Here is a 535-nt window from a genome sequence, read left to right on the forward strand (position 1 = left end):
GGCTGGCCGCGCAGCAGGTACGGCGCGCCATGGACGCCTACCGCGACAACGACGCCGAGGCCGCGCTGAAGCTGCGCGAGGATGACGCCCGCCTGGACGCCCAGTACACCGCGCTGTTCCGCGAGCTGCTCACCTACATGATGGAAGACCCGCGCAACATCACCCCGTGCACGCACCTGCTGTTCATGGCCAAGAACCTGGAGCGCATCGGCGACCATGCCACCAACATCGCCGAGAACGTGTGGTTCCTGGTCAAGGGCGAGCAGCCGCTGCCCCCGCGCGAGAAGCGCGATGAGACCAGCACTGTCGACCACGTCTGATCGGCGGTCATGCGCCTGTCGTCGTGGAAAGCTAACGCTTTTTTCGGCAGGCGCTTGCTAAGCTCCGACCTCCCCCGGCCCAAGCCGATACCGGAGACACCCCGACCATGGCCATCGACATCCGCAAGTCCACCTCACTCGCCCTCGGTGCCGCGCTGCTCGGCAGCCTGGGGGCCGCGCCCGCCTTCGCCATGACCGACCTGGCCCAGGGCTAC

The 535-nt window shown here is 67.7% G+C and carries 1 protein-coding gene; it reads left to right on the top strand.

Going from position 1 to position 535, the window contains the following annotated elements; translation table 11 throughout:
• Window positions 1–320, top strand: a 320-nt coding sequence (locus tag JCM9942_RS17855; RefSeq protein WP_304941178.1) for a phosphate signaling complex PhoU family protein, incomplete at its 5' end; no start/stop codon positions are given.
• Between the last annotated feature and the right edge of the window lie 215 nt (window positions 321–535).

This window comes from Stenotrophomonas pictorum JCM 9942 (genome assembly GCF_001310775.1).
In the GTDB taxonomy this organism is placed as follows: Bacteria; Pseudomonadota; Gammaproteobacteria; order Xanthomonadales; family Xanthomonadaceae; genus Stenotrophomonas; species Stenotrophomonas pictorum.